At 47.6% G+C, this 16,154-nt stretch carries 11 protein-coding genes and 1 other annotated feature; of the genes, 10 read left to right on the plus strand and 1 reads right to left on the minus strand.

Annotated features, from left to right (window positions below):
• Positions 1–186: 186 nt before the first annotated feature.
• The 7 genes from MKX68_RS22325 to MKX68_RS22355 all read left to right on the plus strand — a co-directional run bounded on the left by MKX68_RS22325 (position 187) and on the right by MKX68_RS22355 (position 11,719).
• Positions 187–936, plus strand: a complete 750-nt coding sequence (locus tag MKX68_RS22325; protein WP_062835222.1) for a pseudouridine synthase — start codon at positions 187–189, stop codon at positions 934–936.
• Positions 937–1,070: 134 nt separating this feature from the next.
• Entirely contained in the window at positions 1,071–1,598 is a 528-nt protein-coding gene (locus tag MKX68_RS22330) for a redoxin family protein (protein ID WP_017687661.1), read from the plus strand.
• 14 nt (positions 1,599–1,612) lie between these two features.
• Positions 1,613–3,286: a cytochrome c biogenesis protein ResB gene (gene resB / locus MKX68_RS22335; RefSeq protein ID WP_340914112.1), complete on the plus strand. Its 1,674-nt coding sequence runs from the start codon at positions 1,613–1,615 to the stop codon at positions 3,284–3,286.
• Complete coding sequence (gene ccsA / locus MKX68_RS22340; RefSeq protein ID WP_074095662.1) at positions 3,283–4,545, plus strand: cytochrome c biogenesis protein CcsA; 1,263 nt, start codon at positions 3,283–3,285, stop codon at positions 4,543–4,545. The genes resB and ccsA overlap by 4 nt, the downstream gene beginning before the upstream one ends.
• A 139-nt stretch (positions 4,546–4,684) precedes the next feature.
• Entirely contained in the window at positions 4,685–5,401 is a 717-nt protein-coding gene (locus MKX68_RS22345; protein WP_036607918.1) for a response regulator transcription factor, read from the plus strand.
• A 55-nt stretch (positions 5,402–5,456) separates the two neighbouring features.
• Positions 5,457–6,854, plus strand: coding sequence for an ATP-binding protein (locus MKX68_RS22350; RefSeq protein ID WP_253501426.1), 1,398 nt, complete (start codon positions 5,457–5,459; stop codon positions 6,852–6,854).
• A 194-nt stretch (positions 6,855–7,048) separates the two neighbouring features.
• On the plus strand, positions 7,049–11,719 hold the full coding sequence (locus tag MKX68_RS22355; protein ID WP_340914113.1) for a BclA C-terminal domain-containing protein: 4,671 nt from the start codon (positions 7,049–7,051) through the stop codon (positions 11,717–11,719).
• 194 nt (positions 11,720–11,913) lie between these two features.
• Here MKX68_RS22355 and serA read toward each other — a convergent pair whose 3' ends face one another.
• A complete protein-coding gene (serA, locus tag MKX68_RS22360) occupies positions 11,914–13,509 on the minus strand; it encodes a phosphoglycerate dehydrogenase (protein ID WP_076209897.1) in 1,596 nt (531 codons plus the stop codon).
• Between the two features lie 199 nt (positions 13,510–13,708).
• Positions 13,709–13,939: a binding site (T-box leader), on the minus strand.
• Positions 13,940–14,274: 335 nt separating this feature from the next.
• Between serA and MKX68_RS22365 the strand changes: the two genes are divergently transcribed.
• The 3 genes from MKX68_RS22365 to MKX68_RS22375 all read left to right on the plus strand — a co-directional run bounded on the left by MKX68_RS22365 (position 14,275) and on the right by MKX68_RS22375 (position 16,144).
• The gene (locus tag MKX68_RS22365; RefSeq protein ID WP_340914114.1) at positions 14,275–14,868 is read left to right on the plus strand and encodes a CPBP family intramembrane glutamic endopeptidase; all 594 of its coding nucleotides are present in this window, start codon (positions 14,275–14,277) and stop codon (positions 14,866–14,868) included.
• Positions 14,865–15,317: a hypothetical protein gene (locus tag MKX68_RS22370; protein ID WP_338587619.1), complete on the plus strand. Its 453-nt coding sequence runs from the start codon at positions 14,865–14,867 to the stop codon at positions 15,315–15,317. Before MKX68_RS22365 ends, MKX68_RS22370 begins: the two co-directional genes overlap by 4 nt.
• Positions 15,318–15,397: 80 nt before the next feature.
• A complete protein-coding gene (locus MKX68_RS22375; RefSeq protein WP_340914115.1) occupies positions 15,398–16,144 on the plus strand; it encodes a metallophosphoesterase in 747 nt (248 codons plus the stop codon).
• Positions 16,145–16,154: the final 10 nt, after the last annotated feature.

The raw sequence follows: 16,154 nt of genomic DNA on the forward strand, positions 1-16,154 counted from the left end.
GAAAAGGCTTATCTTTACACCATCTGTGTTCAACAGGTCGTGTAAAGGTAGGCTTTTTTTGCGTCAATCTCAAAGGGGAAGGTCGCCTAAAATGCATATTCGTGTCGCCAGTTTGCAAAATCCTTGGATTATCCTTGTGATTTCCCTGCGTGATGGGTATCATTAGTGTGAGGTGACATGACAAACATGGAAAGATTACAAAAAATTATCGCACAGGCAGGCATTGCATCCCGCCGCAAGAGCGAGGAACTAATCCTGTCCGGCAAAGTAGAAGTTAACGGGGAGGTCGTAACCGAACTGGGTACAAAAGCGAACCCCGAAGAGGATATGATTACGGTTAATGGAAAACCAATCCGCAGTGAGAAAAAAGTGTACTTGATGTTGAACAAGCCAAAAGGTGTAATCACAAGTGCATCTGACCCGGAAGGTCGGAAAATTGTATCCGACTACCTGAAAGGTGTCAAGGAACGCGTATATCCTGTGGGTCGTCTGGATTATGACACAGAGGGCTTATTGATCCTTACCAATGATGGAGAGTTTGCACATTTGTTGACGCATCCGAAGCATCACGTACCCAAAACGTATCATGCAACGGTTAAAGGTGTGCCGCATGGTACAGCTCTGGAGAAATTAAAGACAGGCATTATGCTGGATGACGGCATGACTGCTCCTGCAGAGGTAGAGTACAAAGATGTGGATACAGCCGCTAATGAGTCGGTCATTTCCATTACGATCTATGAAGGACGTAACCGTCAGGTTAGACGCATGTTCGAGGCGATCAACCATCCGGTAACCCGTCTGAAACGGATTTCGTTTGGTGGTATTTTGCTACAAAACCTGAAACGTGGTCTGACACGTAATCTGACCAAAGAAGAAGTCAACAACCTGATTACCCTCGCACAATCAGAACCAGCCAAAAAAATGAAAAAAAGGTAATGTGAGGACACACAATTTTCATAAAACCGCCGCAGTTTTGTGACGAAATTCGCTATAATTGTTCATAGGATGTTCACAGTTGTCTTAGACCAATAAGATGCGAATGCTACAGTCACATAAAAGGGGAGCAGCACATGGGGAAATCAAGAAGAACGGTGCAAATCGTCATTTTGTTATTGATCCTGGTGTTGGGCGGATATGCGATTACCACATCGGTATCCGGCTCGAATGGCAAGCCAAAGGAAGGGGACAAGTCTCCTTCTTTTGAACTGCTGGGCCTGGATGGTCAAGTTCATACGTCTGATGAGTACAAAGGAAAAGCGATGGTGATCAATTTCTGGGGCACATGGTGTGAACCTTGTGTTAAAGAAATGCCTGCACTTCAGGCGCAGGCTGACAAATGGAAGGACCAGGGAGTACAATTTGTCGGAATTAATGTTGGAGAAGACCAGATGACCGTGGATAATTTTGTACGGCAGGTTGGGGTTACGTTTCCAATCATGCTTGACAGGGAGAAAAACTCGGTTCGTGATTTCGGGATCTCTCCGATGCCAACAACATTCTTTGTATCCGACACGGGCAAAATCTCTACCATTCATATCGGGCAACTTGATTTGGACACACTTGACGCTCAAATTTCGCAACTGGCGAAGCAGCCCTGACAGGAGGTCTATTCGTGTTCCAAAATACCAAATGTGAGTGCGGACACCAGAATCCGGTTGGCACTGTACTATGTGAAGCATGTGGGAAACCGCTGCTGGAGTCTGAAGCTAAATCGGATGAAGTGCTGGAAATGCGTTATGATGGCATGGCGCGCCGTTCACAGCGTAGTAATCCCAACATCATTGACCGCATATGGAACTTTTTTTCATCCGTCAAAATTGCCGTCTATATGATTGTTTTTACGCTGGTAGGTTCTATGCTTGGTACAATCTATCCGCAAGAAAGTACATTCTTGAATATTGATCCTTCCGTGTATTACAAAGAAACATACGGTCAATTGGGTCATATCTATTATCTGTTGGGTTTATCCCATACATACGAATCCTGGTGGTTTATTCTACTGCTGGTGCTGATTGGGGCATCATTGGTGATATGCAGTCTGGATCGCGTCCTACCGCTCTACAAAGCACTGAATAAACAGAGAATACGTAAACATACGCAATTTTTGACAAGACAGCGTCTGGTGTACCAAGGTACCATCGAAGAGGCACCAGAAGACTGGATTAAGAAAGCGGTTACGCCGTTGAAAAAGAAAGGATACCGCGTGCACACCCAGGGGGATGCATTACTCGCAGAGAAACAGCGATTCAGTCGATGGGGCCCATATGTCATCCATATTGGACTCATTATATTTTTGCTGGCGGTACTCGCACGAGGGCTTCCAGGTCTGAATCTGGACGAGCACGTCGCTTTTCCTGAAGGTGAGATCAAAAAGATCCCGAATACATCGATGTATCTGCAAAATGAACAGTTCAATGTTGAATTCTACAGTGAGGAAGAAGTACCTGAGCAATTCCGTAACCTCAATAAAACCGTTCCGAAACTGTTCGAAACAAAAGTTGTTTTGTATGAATGTACAGCAGACTGTTCGGATCTTTCGAAGAAACCTCAGTTAGCTGAGGTGGCCAGACATGATGTACGCGTGAATCATCCATTGAATTATAACGGTCTGAAAGCATATCAGTTTGATTATGATCTAACACCCACCATTCGGTCCGTAACGCCTGATCTGGTCAATACAAAGACGGGTGAAGTATATGGGCCAGTTAAGATTGATATGGTAGATACCCAAAGAACATTTGAAGCTGGTCCTTATAAGCTCACGGTAAAAGAAAAGTTTATGGACTTTGGATTGGATGAGAATGGTCAGCCCAAATCAAAATCGCCTTCACCTAATGCACCTGCTTTTCTCTTTCTCATCAAGGGACCAGATCTGCCCGAAGAGGGGATACAATATCTGTACTTTGCGAAGCAGATTGACAAACAACGGTTTCAACAAGATGCGATTAACCAACAGTTGATTGGAGCTGAGATTCCTCTACAGCTGGAAGTAGACAGCATGGACAAGGTTGATATTATTCAGTCCGTAAGTTATCTCAATATAAGAGTGGATAAGGCAATGCCTTTTGTGTGGGTAGGAGCCGGTATTGTTATGTTGGGTCTGGTCATGGGTTTTTATTGGCATCATCGCCGCATCTGGATTCGTTTTGATGATAAACAGCTCACCTTGGGTGGACATACCAACAAAAACTGGTTTGGCTTCAGGCGTGAAGTTGCGGCCGTCTTGAAACAGATGAATCTGGAAGTGGAAGAGAAGTCGTTGGATAACGGGGGGAACCAGGCATGAATTTATTGGATTTCAGCAGCGACGCATTTATCGTATCTTTCTTTCTCTATTGTGCTGCATTCTTGTTATATGCTGTCGCAGTCATGGGCAAAAAATGGAGTAATCGTGATCCTCTGGACCATATGAATCGCTGGGGTAAAAGAGCTTTTATCGCTTCGACTGTCGCCTTGGCGGCACATATCGTATTTTTTGTAACCCGATGGGCTGGGGCAGGTCATATCCCGGTTAGTAACATGTATGAGTTCATGTCTTTTCTGTCCATGATGATTATGGTTGCATTTATTGTGGTATATGCCATATACCGCAAGTCATTACTGGGTTTGTTTGCGTTACCACTTACCATTATTATTATGGCGTACGCCGCTGTATTTCCTCAGGAGGTACAGCCATTAATCCCGGCGCTTCAGTCCATCTGGCTGAAAATTCACGTGACGTTGGCGGCGCTTGGTGAAGCATTCTTCGCCGTGGGTTTTGCCGCAGGGTTCATGTATTTGCTCCGTACTGTTGATTTCAGTGGTAAGGACAAATCTTCAAGACGTCAACGAGGATGGGTTGAATTCACCCTGGTTACGATCGTTGTAGTCATCGGATTCATCGGAACGGTATTTGCCTTTCGTACAGCTGGTTACGAGGCGGTTTTTGTACAGAAAACGGTCAGCATTGACACAGAGGTACAGGAAAATAGTACAATAGAGAAAGTGATTTATCGCATGCCTCCGATTTTTGCACCATATAATAGCGAAGTGGAGAGCATGACACCGTTTCTTGGCATGAAAAAACCTTTACTTGAGACGCCTTCCTGGATGAACGGGGTAAATGCCGGGCGTAAGCTGAATACGGTGGTTTGGTCACTTATTGTAGGTCTGATCCTGTATGGAATTGTACGACTTCTTGTGCGCAGACCACTTGGACAAGCGTTACAGCCAATGATGGATGGAATTGATGCCGATGATCTGGATGAGATAAGTTATCGTGCGATTGCCATTGGTTTTCCGATATTTACGCTGGGAGCATTAATTTTTGCCATGATCTGGGCTCAGATTGCCTGGAGTCGCTTTTGGGGTTGGGACCCTAAAGAGGTGTGGGCATTGATTACATGGCTATATTATAGTGTGTATCTGCATTTGCGTTTATCCAGAGGTTGGCAAGGTCAGAAGTCTGCATGGCTTGCAGTTCTAGGCTTCCTGGTGGTCATGTTTACGCTGGTTGGAGTGAATCTGATCATTGCCGGATTACATTCTTATGCTGGAGCGGACTAGGACAGACTCGTCTTGCAAAGGTTGGGTTTAGAAGCGGGAAACACAAACGTACCTTTTTATTGAAGGGTATTCAAATATTGTTCGCCAGATCGAACATAATAGAAGTGATGAGGAGTTATTGCAAAGGGGCTGGAGAGGCATGGCTGAACATGAGAATCGAATACTGGTCGTGGATGACGAAGAGAGAATCCGCAGGCTTTTGAAAATGTATCTTGAAAAAGAAGGTTATGAAATCGATGAAGCTGAGGATGGGGAAACTGCACTGCGTAAAGCAACAGCAGGGGACTACGGGCTGATTTTGCTTGATGTGATGTTGCCGGGTATGGATGGAGTTGAAGTGTGTACCCGTCTTCGTCAGGTGAAATCAACACCGGTTTTGATGCTCACCGCAAAAGGTGAAGAGATTAACCGGGTTCAAGGCTTCGAAGTTGGCGCTGATGATTATGTTGTAAAACCATTCAGCCCGCGTGAAGTGATTTATCGCGTCAAAGCGATTTTGCGTCGAGCTTCCGCGACAGCTTATCTCTCCAAGGAGAGCAATTCGAGTAACAACATCGTGTTCCCGCATCTGGTAATTGAGCATGATGCCCACCGGGTAACCGCTGGTGGCGAAGAGATTAGTCTTACACCAAAAGAATATGAATTGCTGCACTACCTGGCAACATCTCCCGACAAAGTTTTCTCCAGAGAAGAATTGCTCAAAGATGTATGGAATTACGAATTCTTTGGCGATCTTCGTACCGTGGATACGCACGTGAAGCGTCTTCGCGAGAAACTTAACAAGGTATCGCCTGAATCGGCGGCCATGATTACGACGGTGTGGGGTGTGGGTTATAAACTGGAAGTACCGAAGTAGTTTTAGTTTCTGGAGATCACTGGTCGGGAAGTTATGGATCACTATTATCTGCCTTGTGGGTTGTGTCCTTATAGCGCTGGGTCTTTTTTTGCTGCCCTACATTGATACGAACTTTGCAGAATCCGAATCCAGAGATATTAAGCGGTTGTTCACCTATATCTGTATTATCGGATTCAGTTTAACCACGTTTTTTGCATTGTTTCTATTCACCAAAATAACGCAGCCCATGCAGCAATTGATTCAGGCAGCCAATGCGATTCGCAAAGGGAACTACGGAACACGTCTCTCCCTGGTAACGAGTGATGAGATTGGTGAACTTGCCAACACATTTAATCATATGGCTGCCCAACTGGAAGATAATATTCGAAACCTTAACCATGAGAAGGAACATTTGGCGAGTGTGCTTCGCAGTATGACCGATGCGGTGGTTACATTTGATGGTGAAGGCAAAGTTATTCTGACGAATCCGCCAGGAGAGAAGATCATGCAGGCATGGTATGATCTCGATTGGGCAAAAATGGACGAAGGACAAGAGTCCGAGCAGTCTGACAAGACTTCACGTGATGTACCTGAGCCCCTTCTTCCTTTGTTCAGAATGGTGATGGAGCAAGGTGGGGACCAGAACTCCAATGTTCATGTACAGCAAGGTGTTTGGTCTGTTCAGATGGCACCGTTGTATGCTGACAGTGTTGTTAGAGGGGCTGTGGCTGTCTTAAGAGATGTAACAGAAGAAGTGCGTCTGGAAAAAATGCGGCGTGATTTCGTGGCTAACGTATCTCATGAGATACGAACTCCGCTATCCATGATGCAAGGTTACAGTGAAGCTCTTTTGGACGGCATGGCTACCTCACCGGAAGAGAGCGAAGAACTGATCCAGGTCATTCATGATGAGTCTCTACGGATGGGCAGACTGGTTAAAGACTTGCTTGACCTTGCGCGGATGGAAGCTGGACACACGGACATGGTGATGAAGGAAGTTGACCTCGGAGAACTGCTTGAACGTGTATATCGGAAGTTCTCGGTGCGTTCAAAAGAACAGGGAATTCAACTACAATTTAAGTTTGAACAACCAACCATTGAACTTCAACAGGCAGATGAGGATCGACTTGAGCAAGTATTTACGAATTTGCTGGATAATGCGTTCAGACATACGCCTACTGGCAAAAATGTAATGATCTCAGCCGAGCGGGTCACTTATCTTCGTGCTCCATTTGTCAGAGTTTCTGTGAAGGATCAGGGTGTAGGTATCCCTTCATCCGACTTGCCATTTATTTTCGAACGATTCTACAAAGCAGACAAGGCTCGTGTTCGGGGAGAAAGTGTAGGTACGGGGCTTGGTTTAGCGATTGTGAAGAATATTGTTGATGCGCATCAAGGCATGATTACCGTCAATAGTGTGCTTGGCGAAGGAACAGAGTTTATTTTGCAATTTCCTTTGGATTCATCGAAATAGCCTGAATTTCATACAAAAAGTGCGGAAACACCCCCTTATGGAGGGTGTTTTTTTGTTGAAGACTACCGTTTAATCTTGTTCAACGTGGAACATGAATGGTCTTTTTTTGACCAAAAAGAGTGTCCAAGATAATTTTCCTTCCTATGTGACATAAGCTTGAAAAGCAAGCAAGATAGAGGAGGATTGAGTTAAGCATGTCCGATGATCGAAAAAGGGTCAATATTAAAGCTTTTCTGGAAGGCAGATCTTTTAGAGCGGGCTCTCCGTTTATTCCAATAACCACAAGCGAACTGGAGCAGTTTGAATCCATACTGCGTTCATTGGCTGTGGCTATTCCTGCTGCAATCAGTCAGCCGACTTCAGCCAATATACTGTCATTACAGAATGGATTACGCCAGTTACTTACTTTTGTAAATCAATCCGGATTTCGTGCCGGAGTAAAGGCAGAATTACAAGCCGTATTGGAATTAACGATTGCAGGTTCAGAGGTTGTCCCTGTTCCTCTTATTAATCTCGCAGGTAACTTGCAAAACTTACTGGATGACTTGTTAAGTGTGACGCTGCTTCTGGAAGTACCTCCTGCAGAAAAAGATAAACTTGTGGGATTAATTCGATCGATCTCCATATCACTAAGCCGGGCCACGACAACTCTTGGAACTGGAGGGATTACCGGACCAGCCGGTCCACAGGGAGTGCCAGGAGTCCCTGGGGTACCAGGTGTCCCGGGAGTCCCTGGGGTACCAGGGGCCACTGGAACACCCGGAGGAATTGGACCAGTAGGACCGGTTGGCCCAGTTGGTCCACAGGGAGCACAGGGTCCTGCAGGAGCACCTGGTGTTGGCTTGAACAATATTACTGCATATGATCCTGCACTGGGACCAACTTATGCTCAAGGTCAAGTAGTAAGCTACGAGGGTAGTCTTTATGTTGCTAATGTAAACGGTCCCTTGGGTACACCAGGAAGTTCTCCAGACTACACTCTTTTACTGTCGGGTGGAACCAATGGAGCAACGGGAGCAACCGGAGCTGGTTTGACAGGAGCCGTGGCATTTAATGCAGCGCTCGCCCCGGGTTATCCAGCAGGTCAAGTAATTACGTATAACGGTAGTACTTACATTACGAGTGTAGCTGGTCCTCTAGGAACACCGGGATCTTCATCGGATTACACATTAATCGCTGCTGCGGGGGCGACTGGTGTTACTGGAGCCACAGGTGCAGGATTAAGTGGCATCGTGCCATTCGATCCCGCATTAGCACCAACATATCCAGCTGGACAGATCGTCACGTTTGGTGGCAGTACTTACATTACAAATGTCGCTTCGCCAACGGGAACGCCAGGTACTTCGCCAGACTATACATTGCTTGCAGGTGCAGGACCTACAGGTGCATCAGGTGTAACGGGAGCAACCGGGGCGGGATTGACAGGCCTAGTGCCATTTGATCCAGCCGTAGCCCCAACGTATCCAGCGGGTCAAGTTGTAACGTTTAACGGTAGTACGTATATTGCGAATGTGGCATCGCCAACCGGAACGCCGGGCACATCACCGGATTACACATTGCTAGCGGGCGCAGGAGCAACGGGAGTTACAGGAGCAACCGGCATTGGTGGAACGGGAAGTACCGGAGCTACAGGAGCATCGGGCGTAACAGGAGCGACCGGCGTAGGTTTAAGTGGTATCGTACCATTCGATCCAGCCGTAGCCCCAACGTATCCAGCGGGTCAAGTCGTAACGTTCAACGGCAGTACGTATATCGCGAATGTGGCATCGCCAACCGGAACGCCGGGGACTTCACCGGATTACACATTGCTAGCGGGCGCAGGAGCAACGGGAGTTACAGGAGCAACCGGCATTGGTGGAACGGGAAGTACCGGAGCTACAGGAGCATCAGGTGTAACGGGAGCGACCGGCGTAGGTTTGAGTGGTATCGTACCATTCGATCCAACCGTAGCCCCAACGTATCCAGCGGGTCAAGTTGTAACGTTCAACGGCAGTACGTATATTGCGAATGTGGCATCACCAACGGGGACGCCGGGGACTTCACCAGATTACACGTTGATCGCTGGAGCAGGAGTAACGGGTGTGACGGGTGCAACTGGAGTTGGAGTAACCGGAAGCACCGGAGCATCGGGCGTAACAGGAGCGACAGGCGTAGGTTTGAGTGGTATCGTACCATTCGATCCAGCCGTAGCTCCAACGTATCCAGCGGGTCAAGTCGTAACGTTCAACGGCAGTACGTATATCTCGAATGTGGCGTCACCAACGGGAACGCCGGGGACTTCACCGGATTACACGTTGATCGCTGGAGCAGGAGCAACGGGTGTGACGGGTGCAACTGGCGTTGGAGTAACAGGAAGTTCCGGAGTCACAGGAGCATCGGGCGTAACAGGAGCGACCGGCGTAGGTTTAAGTGGTATCGTACCATTCGATCCAGCCGTAGCCCCAACGTATCCAGCGGGTCAAGTTGTAACGTTTAACGGTAGTACGTATATCGCGAATGTGGCGTCACCAACAGGAACGCCGGGCACATCGCCGGATTACACATTGCTTGCGGGCGCAGGAGCAACGGGAGTTACAGGAGCAACCGGCATTGGTGGAACGGGAAGTACTGGAGCTACAGGAGCATCGGGCGTAACAGGAGCGACAGGCGTAGGTTTAAGTGGTATCGTACCATTTGATCCGGCCGTAGCCCCGACGTATCCAGCTGGCCAGGTTGTAACGTTCAACGGCAGTACGTATATTGCGAATGTAGCATCACCAACGGGAACGCCGGGGACTTCACCAGATTACACGTTGATCGCTGGAGCAGGCGCAACGGGTGTGACGGGTGCAACTGGAGTTGGAGTGACAGGAAGTTCCGGTGAAACAGGAGCGACTGGTCTTACAGGGTTAACCGGGGCGACTGGAATTACAGGAGCCACGGGACTAAGCGTAACGGGATCAACCGGGGCAACTGGTGAAACAGGAGCGACTGGTCTTGTAGGGTTGACTGGGGCGACGGGGATCACAGGAGCCACAGGAGTAAGTGTAACAGGTAGTACTGGAGCTACAGGTGAAACAGGAGCGACAGGCCCTGCAGGGTTGACTGGGGCGACGGGGATCACAGGAGCCACAGGAGTAAGTGTAACAGGCAGTACTGGTGCTACAGGCGAAACAGGAGCAACAGGCGTAACGGGATTGACTGGAGCAACGGGAATAAGCGTAACCGGAGCAACGGGAGTCGGCATAACAGGAAGTACTGGAGTAACTGGTGTCACGGGTGAAACCGGAGCCACAGGTATAACAGGAGCAACGGGAGTCGGCGTAACGGGAAGTACTGGAGTAACTGGTGTCACGGGTGAAACCGGAGCGACAGGTATAACAGGAGCCACGGGAGTTGGAGTAACGGGAAGTACTGGAGTAACTGGTGCGACTGGTGAAACCGGAGCGACAGGTATAACTGGAGCAACGGGAGTCGGCGTAACGGGAAGTACCGGGGCAACTGGTGCGACGGGGGAAACCGGAGCCACAGGTATAACTGGAACCACAGGAGTCGGCATAACGGGAAGTACGGGAGCAACAGGTGCAACTGGGGGAACAGGAGCCACAGGTGTAACCGGAGGCACGGGAGTCGGCGTAACGGGAAGTACTGGAGTTACTGGTGCGACGGGGGAAACCGGAGCCACAGGTATAACTGGAGCAACGGGAGTCGGCGTAACAGGAAGTACCGGAGTTACTGGTGTCACTGGGGTAACAGGAGCGACAGGTATAACCGGAGCCACAGGTATAACGGGGGCAACGGGAGTCGGCGTAACAGGAAGTACTGGAGTAACTGGTGCGACTGGTGAAACCGGAGCGACAGGTATAACTGGAGCAACGGGAGTCGGCGTAACGGGAAGTACCGGGGCAACTGGTGCGACGGGGGAAACCGGAGCCACAGGTATAACTGGAACCACAGGAGTCGGCATAACGGGAAGTACGGGAGCAACAGGTGCAACTGGGGGAACAGGAGCCACAGGTGTAACCGGAGGCACGGGAGTCGGCGTAACGGGAAGTACTGGAGTTACTGGTGCGACGGGGGAAACCGGAGCCACAGGTATAACTGGAGCAACGGGAGTCGGCGTAACAGGAAGTACCGGAGTTACTGGTGTCACTGGGGTAACAGGAGCGACAGGTATAACCGGAGCCACAGGTATAACGGGGGCAACGGGAGTCGGCGTAACAGGAAGTACTGGAGTAACTGGTGCGACTGGTGAAACCGGAGCGACAGGTATAACCGGAGCAACGGGAGTCGGCGTAACGGGAAGTACTGGAGCAACTGGTGCGACTGGTGGAACAGGAGCGACAGGTGTAACCGGAGCAACTGGTGTTACTGGGGAAACCGGAGCGACAGGTATAACCGGAGCAACGGGAGTCGGCGTAACGGGAAGCACCGGAGCAACTGGTGCGACTGGTGGAACAGGAGCCACTGGTGCAACCGGAACATCTGTAACATCTAACTCGGCTTTTGCTGAGAACACTAATGGTACGATTGTTGTAATATTGGGTGGTACACTCGTTCCATTACCGAATAACCAAAATATTGGCACAGGTATAACCGTCAATGGGACAAATGACACTTTCACGTTAACCAATGCAGGTCGTTATTATATCTCATATAAAATAAATCTGACAGCTGCACTTGCTATCCAATCTCGGGTTTTACTTAACGGTACAGCAATTCCAGCGAGTGTAGTATCTCCAGCACTTTCTCTCAGCCAGCTGCAGTCTGACTTTATGGTTACCGTTACCGCTGGTTCTACAATACAGTTACAATTATTCGGGCTTGTTGGCGCAGCCGTTCTGTCTCCTCCGGGGTCTACACTAAACATTATTCAGTTAAGTTAATAGTTCGATTACGTATTAAGACTATTTCCATTGACCAAAAGAAGCGGAGTTCATATGGGGTTGAGGGGCACCCCTTTTCCAATTCCACAAATATTTTGTTTGCAAACTTCTTCACCGATATTTCAACGGGTACACGAAAAAAGACGGGACCACGAGGGGCCCGTCTTTCCTTTTACATATAGGAATATATTTGATTATTCCAGAACAATTTCAACAGCAGTATTGATTTCAGGCAGCGCAGCAAGCTGCACAAGCACATCTTTTGGAACAGCTTTATCTACGGTCAGAATCATGATCGCTGCACCACCAATAATTTTACGTCCAACCTGCATGGATGCGATGTTGACATCGTTTTGTCCAAGCAGGGTTCCTACACGTCCGATAATACCTGGTTTATCGTTATGGGAGATCAAAATTTGATGACTTTCCGGTGCGATATCTACCGGGAATTTGTCCAGACGAACGATACGCTCTCCATAACCTGCAAGTAATGTACCTGCTACACGACGTTCCTCAGCATCCTGAGTTGTAACCAATGTTACGGTAATCAGGTTAGTAAATCCTTTAGTTGCTGAGGTCTGGCTTACAACCACATTCAGATCACGGATTTTGGCCAGATGCATGGAGTTAACGATGTTGGCTTCCCCACCCAAATGTCTGGCGAGAATCCCTTTCACAATGTAACGAGTGAGAGGAGAAGTATCTACTTCAGAAAGTTCACCAGCATAGTCGATCCGAATCTCCTGCACTGCATTTTGTGTAATCTGTGCTGCAAAACTACCCAACGTTTCACCCAGTTTGAAATACGGCTGCAATTTGTTCATCACGGTTGGTGCAACAGCCGGCATGTTAACCGCGTTTTTAAACGGTTCGTTACGCAAAATGTGAAGTACCTGTTCCGACACATCGATAGCCACGTTCTCTTGTGCTTCTACTGTGGACGCACCAAGGTGAGGCGTAACGATAATGCTTGGGTGATTCAGGAACGGGTGATCAGCGGCTGGCGGCTCGCTTTCGAATACGTCAAATGCTGCTCCAGCAACAATACCTTGATCGATGGCTTCGACAAGTGCCATCTCATCTACAACTCCACCACGAGCACAGTTGATGATACGCATGCCTTTTTTCATCACTTCGAATTGTGGACGTGAAATCATATGCCGTGTTTCCGGTGTTAATGGCGTGTGTACGGTCATGAAGTCCGCATTGCGAATGATATCATCTACACTAGCCAACTTCACTTGCAGCTTCTCGGCACGCTCCTCCGTGAGGAACGGGTCGTAAGCAAGAATGTCCATTCCGAATGCTTTGGCGCGCTTGGCAACTTCACTACCGATCCGTCCCATACCCAGTACACCGAGCGTTTTATTTCTTAATTCCACACCCAGGAAGGTTTTACGATCCCACGTACCCTGAATAGTCTTGGCATATGCCTGAGGAATGTGTCGTGCCAATGCCATCATCATGGCAAACGTATGCTCACAGGTTGTGATGGTATTGCCATCAGGTGCATTAATAACGATGATACCGCGCTGTGTAGCAGCTTCCAGATCAATGTTATCTACACCAACACCTGCACGTCCGATCACCTTAAGGTTGGTACCAGCCGTCATAATACGATCTGTAACACGAGTCTGGCTGCGAACCAAGAGGGCATCATAATCACCAATAATGGCAACAAGTTCATCTTCACTAAGACCGGTTTTCTTCTCAACAACAACATCATTTGCATCCACCAGTTGCTGGATACCCAGATCACTGATTGGGTCCGACACTAACACTTTGTACATGGTTTCTTCCTCCTTAGGTATGTGTATCTATATCGTCAAGGTCTGACCTCAGCGAAGAGGTATTCCTTAAAACCAGATTGATTCTTCCGCCCAACAACGCGGTGTCGCAACAGAGGGGGAAGGTGAAACAAATAGAGTGATCCCACAGATATCCTTTAAAATAAATCAAAAAACTCTCAATCCACATACTGCTTGCGCAATAAGGGACGAGAGTTGTCGTGGTACCACCCTAATTCACCGCCGTTTCGCAACGACAGTCTTAGCGGTCAATGAAGACCGAAGAGGATAACGGGTCTAAACCGATTGCACCTACTCCAATTTCAATGCAATAACTCAGGAGCGCTCAAGACCATTTGCCTGCCACCGATTCACACCTACCATCGGCTCTCTGTAAGACGAAGCAACGTCTTTTTTCCATCATCGTGTTTAACGTGACTAATTTTTTCATAATGTATCATGGCTGACATGAGCATGTCAATAGGCTTAAATGTTTTAAATTGTTTTGCAGATGTTTTGCGGTTCATACATAAACAAAGCCATTATAAGCAATACAATAGTTACTGAACATACTACAAGAAGATGAAATATGTGCTGTTTGATGAATCGGATTTTACTGCTTTAATGAAGTAATGACACGGACACAAAACCAGGACTTGGGGCAGGCCTTGAACCTATTTGGTTTTTTGGCTATCATTTAGTATACTATCCGATTGGACAACGTAATTGTTATCCATCAAATTTAACTCAAGAGGACAGACGCATCCGATGAAAAAATTCAAGTTTCCCAAGTTCAAGATTCAGAAGGCTGAGCCACAGCAGCTTACCGAGCGTTTGCTTTTAATCAATCTATACTTTACACAAGGTCTGACACTGATTATCGGAGTTGTGTGGATCTTATTGCAGAAACGAAACTTGTTAGATGTACTCGCATGGCCTGACAATTACCAATTTATATGGTGGGGTCTTGGTCTTGCAGGCGTTATGCTTGTTATGGACTTGGTACTGTCGTATGTTATACCTCAGGAAAGCATGGATGACGGTGGAATTAACGATATGCTGTTCCGTGGGCGTCCGATCTGGCACATTGTATGTATAGCAGCCATTGTTGCTGTGTGTGAGGAATTATTATTCCGTGGAGCCATCCAACATGCCATCGGTCCTTACTGGACAAGTATTTTATTTGCAGTTATCCATATTCGTTATTTGCGCCACTGGATTCCAACAGGCTGGGTGTTTGTCTCAAGTTATGGATTGGGTTGGATTTACTTGCAGTCCGGCACATTATGGGCGCCTATACTATGTCACTTTATTATTGATTTGGTGTCCGGATTAGCGATACGTTTTCGGAGGGGATCATGAATCAGCCATTAAGTAGAATGAAGACATATGGCAGTCAGCGCCATCGTCAATCGGATAAAAAAGAGAAATCCGAGCGTCAGGTGGCTTCTCAAGTAAGCATCGTTGCTGAAACGGCAGCAGCTGCTGAGGTTGGCGGAATCACACCAATTACTTCCGTTTCTTTACCTAGATCACAGCGCAAGCCTTATACAGAAAAACTGGAAAGTCCAGTACTTCCTCAAAGGGCACCATCACGCTCCAAAAAAACGCCAAATTCAACGGAAGAATCGATCCCCGAAGCGGGTTCGCTTCCTACACGGACAGAATTACATCCTTCACGTCGGCTAAAATTGAGCAAAAGGTTTGTCAATTCACTCATTTTTATTTTTGTCATGTTAACGATTAGTCTGGTTTGGTGGGGGGTTGAAGGGGCACCCCCTCTGAATACGTTCCTTCCCTTGCCGTGGTAGTACTGTTAATCGCAGGTTTAATCATTTTGATAGGAGTTTTACTACTTTTTCATATGTGGAGTGAAGCCCATATTCATCAAATGATTGAAGAAGAGGTTGAAGTACCTCATCTGCCAACATCCTTTGACGGGGCTATGATTTTGTATGTATCCGACACGCACAAGCGCAAACTGAAGCAGAAGGATCTGGAATACGTTAAAAACAAGGTGGACTGGGTTCTCATCGGCGGGGATGTTGCGGAAAAAGGAATCTCATGGTCTTTGGTTAGACATAACATGAAAATTTTATCGAACATTGCTCCTTCATTTACGGTGTATGGCAACCATGACAAGAGGGCAGGTACCGCTCAACTTGCGCGAATCCTTCGGGAATCGGACGTTAAGCTCCTTCAGGATGATGTGGAATATCTACAAAGGGGCAACGACAGATTGAGCCTGATCGGCATAGACTATCGTTCCAAACAGGGCGATGTATTACTACAGCAGATCGGTAACCGTTTTTGCAAAATTGCTATCGTTCATGATCCTTTGCAGGCCCTTCGCTTGCAAGAAAATGCAGATCTTATTTTAAGCGGTCATACACATGGCGGACAATTGGTTTTACCATTTTTCGGACCTTTGTTCCTGAGCAAAGCGTATCATCCCGTATCGAACGGGTGGTACTCCCTGAAGCGAAGTCCGGAGGGCGTTCACCAAGAAGGCAAAATGCTTGTTAGCAGAGGATACGGTACTAATCATCTTCCTCTCCGACTAGGTTGTCCTGCGGAGATGCATATCATCACGTTAAGAGTGCCCGCGGAAAAAGCACTCACAGAGAAACAGCCTTGATCCATTGGAT

Source organism: Paenibacillus sp. FSL M8-0212 (assembly GCF_038004645.1).
Taxonomy (GTDB): Bacteria; Bacillota; Bacilli; order Paenibacillales; family Paenibacillaceae; genus Paenibacillus.

What these genes read in the sequence shown, in the direction of transcription:
- MKX68_RS22325 (WP_062835222.1), top strand. Translation starts at nt 187, where the DNA reads ATGGAAAGATTACAAAAAATTATCGCACAGGCAGGCATTGCATCCCGC.
- MKX68_RS22330 (WP_017687661.1), top strand. Translation starts at nt 1,071, where the DNA reads ATGGGGAAATCAAGAAGAACGGTGCAAATCGTCATTTTGTTATTGATC.
- MKX68_RS22365 (WP_340914114.1), top strand. Translation starts at nt 14,275, where the DNA reads ATGAAAAAATTCAAGTTTCCCAAGTTCAAGATTCAGAAGGCTGAGCCA.
- ccsA (WP_074095662.1), top strand. Translation starts at nt 3,283, where the DNA reads ATGAATTTATTGGATTTCAGCAGCGACGCATTTATCGTATCTTTCTTT.
- MKX68_RS22370 (WP_338587619.1), top strand. Translation starts at nt 14,865, where the DNA reads ATGAATCAGCCATTAAGTAGAATGAAGACATATGGCAGTCAGCGCCAT.
- MKX68_RS22345 (WP_036607918.1), top strand. Translation starts at nt 4,685, where the DNA reads ATGGCTGAACATGAGAATCGAATACTGGTCGTGGATGACGAAGAGAGA.
- MKX68_RS22355 (WP_340914113.1), top strand. Translation starts at nt 7,049, where the DNA reads ATGTCCGATGATCGAAAAAGGGTCAATATTAAAGCTTTTCTGGAAGGC.
- MKX68_RS22375 (WP_340914115.1), top strand. Translation starts at nt 15,398, where the DNA reads ATGATTGAAGAAGAGGTTGAAGTACCTCATCTGCCAACATCCTTTGAC.
- serA (WP_076209897.1), bottom strand. Translation starts at nt 13,509, where the DNA reads ATGTACAAAGTGTTAGTGTCGGACCCAATCAGTGATCTGGGTATCCAG.